Annotated in this window: 2 tRNA genes and 2 rRNA genes; all 4 read right to left on the bottom strand. The window is 49.0% G+C overall.

The annotated features are described in order from the left end of the window. Window positions 1-26: 26 nt before the first annotated feature. A 23S ribosomal RNA gene (locus tag ACG9ZL_RS20615) occupies window positions 27-2917 on the bottom strand. 336 nt (window positions 2918-3253) lie between these two features. Then, window positions 3254-3329 (bottom strand) — tRNA-Ala (locus ACG9ZL_RS20620). Between the two features lie 72 nt (window positions 3330-3401). Then, a tRNA-Ile gene (locus tag ACG9ZL_RS20625) sits at window positions 3402-3478 on the bottom strand. 59 nt (window positions 3479-3537) lie between these two features. Further along, window positions 3538-5076: ribosomal RNA gene (locus tag ACG9ZL_RS20630) — 16S ribosomal RNA — on the bottom strand. Together the 16S and 23S rRNA genes with 2 tRNA genes alongside form the textbook arrangement of a ribosomal RNA operon. Window positions 5077-5238: the final 162 nt, after the last annotated feature.

Genomic DNA, 5238 nt, shown 5'->3' on the forward strand with positions numbered 1-5238 from the left:
TTCGTATACAACTGCTTGGGTGTTGTATAGTCAAGCCTCACGAGCAATTAGTATTGGTCAGCTTCATGCGTCACCGCACTTCCACATCCAACCTATCAACGTCGTAGTCTTCAACGGCTCTTTAGAGGACATAAAGTCCTAGGGAAATCTTATCTTGAGGTAGGCTTCCCGCTTAGATGCTTTCAGCGGTTATCCCTTCCGAACATAGCTACCCGGCGATGCGACTGGCGTCACAACCGGTACACCAGAGGTTCGTCCACTCTGGTCCTCTCGTACTAGGAGCAGATCCTCTCAAATTTCCAACGCCCACGGTAGATAGGGACCGAACTGTCTCACGACGTTCTAAACCCAGCTCGCGTACCTCTTTAAATGGCGAACAGCCATACCCTTGGGACCTGCTTCAGCCCCAGGATGAGATGAGCCGACATCGAGGTGCCAAACACCGCCGTCGATATGAACTCTTGGGCGGTATCAGCCTGTTATCCCCAGAGTACCTTTTATCCGTTGAGCGATGGCCCTTCCATACAGAACCACCGGATCACTAAGACCTACTTTCGTACCTGCTCGACTTGTGGGTCTCGCAGTTAAGCGCGCTTTTGCCTTTATACTCTACGCGTGATTTCCGACCACGCTGAGCGCACCTTCGTACTCCTCCGTTACTCTTTAGGAGGAGACCGCCCCAGTCAAACTACCCACCAGACATGGTCCTCGTCCCGGATAACGGGACAGAGTTAGAACCTCAATATTACCAGGGTGGTATTTCAAGGATGGCTCCATAGCAACTGGCGTCACTACTTCAAAGCCTCCCACCTATCCTACACAAGTAAGATCAAAGTTCAATGTCAAGCTGCAGTAAAGGTTCACGGGGTCTTTCCGTCTAGCCGCGGGTACACCGCATCTTCACGGCGAATTCGATTTCACTGAGTCTCTGCTGGAGACAGCGCCCCCATCATTATGCCATTCGTGCAGGTCGGAACTTACCCGACAAGGAATTTCGCTACCTTAGGACCGTTATAGTTACGGCCGCCGTTTACTGGGGCTTCGATCAAGAGCTTCGCTTACGCTAACCCCATCAATTAACCTTCCAGCACCGGGCAGGCATCACACCCTATACGTCCACTTTCGTGTTTGCAGAGTGCTATGTTTTTAATAAACAGTTGCAGGGGCCTGGTTTCTGTGGCTGCCAATAGCTCAAGGAGCAAGTCCTATCACCGTCAGCAGCGTACCTTCTCCCGAAGTTACGGTACCATTTTGCCTAGTTCCTTCAGCAGAGTTCTCTCAAGCGCTTTGGTCTACTCGACCTGACCACCTGTGTCGGTTTCGGGTACGATTCCTGTGTAACTGAAGCTTAGAGACTTTTCCTGGAAGCATAGTATCAGCCACTTCGCTAGTAAACTAGCTTGCTATCAGCTCTCAGCATAGAGCACCCCGGATTTGCCTAAGATGCATGCCTACTGCCTTTCACCTGGACAACCAACGCCAGGCTGACTTAACTTTCTCCGTCCTCTCATCGCATTACACAGAAGTATTGGAATATTAACCAATTTCCCATCGACTACGCCTCTCGGCCTCGCCTTAGGGGTCGACTCACCCAGCCCCGATTAACGTTGGACTGGAACCCTTGGTCTTTCAGCGTGCGAGTTTTTCACTCGCATTGTCGTTACTCACGTCAGCATTCGCACTTCTGATACCTCCAGCATACTTCTCAATACACCTTCATCGGCTTACAGAACGCTCCCCTACCACGTATACTAAGTATACATCCGCAGCTTCGGCATATAGTTTTAGCCCCGTTACATCTTCCGCGCAGGCCGACTCGACTAGTGAGCTATTACGCTTTCTTTAAAGGGTGGCTGCTTCTAAGCCAACCTCCTAGCTGTCTATGCCTTCCCACATCGTTTCCCACTTAACTATAATTTTGGGGCCTTAGCTGGCGGTCTGGATTGTTTTCCTCTTGACTACGGACGTTAGCACCCGCAGTCTGTCTCCCGGATAGTACTCATAGGTATTCGGAGTTTGCATCGGTTTGGTAAGTCGGGATGACCCCCTAGCCGAAACAGTGCTCTACCCCCTATGGTATTCGTCCGAGGCGCTACCTAAATAGCTTTCGGGGAGAACCAGCTATCACCGAGTTTGATTAGCCTTTCACCCCTATCCACAAGTCATCCCCTGGCTTTTCAACGACAGTGGGTTCGGTCCTCCAGTTAGTGTTACCCAACCTTCAACCTGCTCATGGATAGATCACCCGGTTTCGGGTCTATACCCAGCAACTAAACGCCCTATTAAGACTCGATTTCTCTACGGCTCCCCTATACGGTTAACCTTGCTACTGAATATAAGTCGCTGACCCATTATACAAAAGGTACGCAGTCACCGAACAAGTCGGCTCCCACTGCTTGTATGCATGCGGTTTCAGGATCTATTTCACTCCCCTCACAGGGGTTCTTTTCGCCTTTCCCTCACGGTACTGGTTCACTATCGGTCAGTCAGGAGTATTTAGCCTTGGAGGATGGTCCCCCCATATTCAGACAAGGTTTCACGTGCCTCGCCCTACTCGTCATCATTATATGTGCCCTTTCGTGTACGGGACTATCACCCTCTACGGTAGCACTTCCCAGAGCTTTCCGCTAAAACACATATAACTTAATGGGCTGATCCCCGTTCGCTCGCCGCTACTGAGGGAATCTCAATTGATTTCTTTTCCTAAGGGTACTGAGATGTTTCACTTCCCCTCGTTCGCCTCGCATGACTATGTATTCATCATGCGATACCTACCTTATGGTAAGTGGGTTTCCCCATTCAGAAATCTCCGGATCACAGGATATTTGCCGCCTCCCCGAAGCTTATCGCAGGCTATTACGTCTTTCATCGCCTCTGACTGCCAAGGCATCCACCACATGCACTTAATTACTTGACTATACAACCCCAAACAGTCGCTAATCCCTACAAGGAGGATCAACAATGTGGATTCAACCACTTCTATTTGTTGCCTGTGAACTTAATCACTATACAGCTTCAATTTAATTCATATACCAAAACGCTTGATTCAGTTTTATCGCTAGTTCTCATTTCATTCAATATTAACAATTGCTTGCTAACATCAACTAAAACGAGTTAAACAATTATTTCAACTCAAATATATTCTGTTAATGATTCACTACCGCCTCGTCAGCGAGTAGTTAACTGTGATAAATCACAGAACTTAATAAGCTATCGGCTTACTAAGTTCTGTAATCACTTAGTCTGTAATTAGTGGTGGAGACTAACGGAGTCGAACCGTTGACCTCCTGCGTGCAAAGCAGGCGCTCTACCAACTAAGCTAAGTCCCCAGCTTAAGATCTTAATATATCTGCTCTTCTGTAAATCGAATTTAAAATTCTTTCAAACTCAATCAGTAGACTTGGTGGGTCTGACAAGACTTGAACTTGTGACCCCACGCTTATCAAGCGTGTGCTCTAACCAACTGAGCTACAGACCCTCAGATACATCAATGAAGAACAACTTGTTGTGGATTCTTACCAATCGTCAATCTTTCGTTAAGGAGGTGATCCAGCCGCAGGTTCCCCTACGGCTACCTTGTTACGACTTCACCCCAGTCATCGGCCACACCGTGGTAAGCGTCCTCCTTACGGTTAGACTACCTACTTCTGGTGCAACAAACTCCCATGGTGTGACGGGCGGTGTGTACAAGGCCCGGGAACGTATTCACCGCGGCATTCTGATCCGCGATTACTAGCGATTCCGACTTCATGGAGTCGAGTTGCAGACTCCAATCCGGACTACGATCGGCTTTTTGAGATTAGCATCCTATCGCTAGGTAGCAACCCTTTGTACCGACCATTGTAGCACGTGTGTAGCCCTGGTCGTAAGGGCCATGATGACTTGACGTCGTCCCCGCCTTCCTCCAGTTTGTCACTGGCAGTATCCTTAAAGTTCCCACCCGAAGTGCTGGCAAATAAGGAAAAGGGTTGCGCTCGTTGCGGGACTTAACCCAACATCTCACGACACGAGCTGACGACAGCCATGCAGCACCTGTATGTAAGTTCCCGAAGGCACCAATCCATCTCTGGAAAGTTCTTACTATGTCAAGACCAGGTAAGGTTCTTCGCGTTGCATCGAATTAAACCACATGCTCCACCGCTTGTGCGGGCCCCCGTCAATTCATTTGAGTTTTAGTCTTGCGACCGTACTCCCCAGGCGGTCTACTTATCGCGTTAGCTGCGCCACTAAAGCCTCAAAGGCCCCAACGGCTAGTAGACATCGTTTACGGCATGGACTACCAGGGTATCTAATCCTGTTTGCTCCCCATGCTTTCGTACCTCAGCGTCAGTATTAGGCCAGATGGCTGCCTTCGCCATCGGTATTCCTCCAGATCTCTACGCATTTCACCGCTACACCTGGAATTCTACCATCCTCTCCCATACTCTAGCTTCCCAGTATCGAATGCAATTCCCAAGTTAAGCTCGGGGATTTCACATCCGACTTAAAAAGCCGCCTACGCACGCTTTACGCCCAGTAAATCCGATTAACGCTCGCACCCTCTGTATTACCGCGGCTGCTGGCACAGAGTTAGCCGGTGCTTATTCTGCGAGTAACGTCCACTCATCCTAGGTATTAACTAGAAGAGCCTCCTCCTCGCTTAAAGTGCTTTACAACCATAAGGCCTTCTTCACACACGCGGCATGGCTGGATCAGGGTTCCCCCCATTGTCCAATATTCCCCACTGCTGCCTCCCGTAGGAGTCTGGGCCGTGTCTCAGTCCCAGTGTGGCGGATCATCCTCTCAGACCCGCTACAGATCGTCGCCTTGGTAGGCCTTTACCCCACCAACTAGCTAATCCGACTTAGGCTCATCTATTAACGCAAGGTCACAAGTGATCCCCTGCTTTCCCCCGTAGGGCGTATGCGGTATTAGCATCCCTTTCGAGATGTTGTCCCCCATTAATAGGCAGATTCCTAAGTATTACTCACCCGTCCGCCGCTAGGTCAATTACCGAAGCAATCTCCCCCGCTCGACTTGCATGTGTTAAGCCTGCCGCCAGCGTTCAATCTGAGCCATGATCAAACTCTTCAGTTAAAAATCATTAGTGACTTAAGGTCACAATTCTGGCTCATCAATGTACTGACAAATTCTCTCAAATAAACTTCGAGTAATTTAAACCAATCAATCAATGATAATATTTCGATCAATCAATTAGTAAAAATCCACACAAGTTGTTCTTCATATTCTCTTAATGAT

Origin of the sequence: Acinetobacter legionensis (assembly GCF_048551735.1) — a bacterium.
Lineage (GTDB): Bacteria > Pseudomonadota > Gammaproteobacteria > Pseudomonadales > Moraxellaceae > Acinetobacter.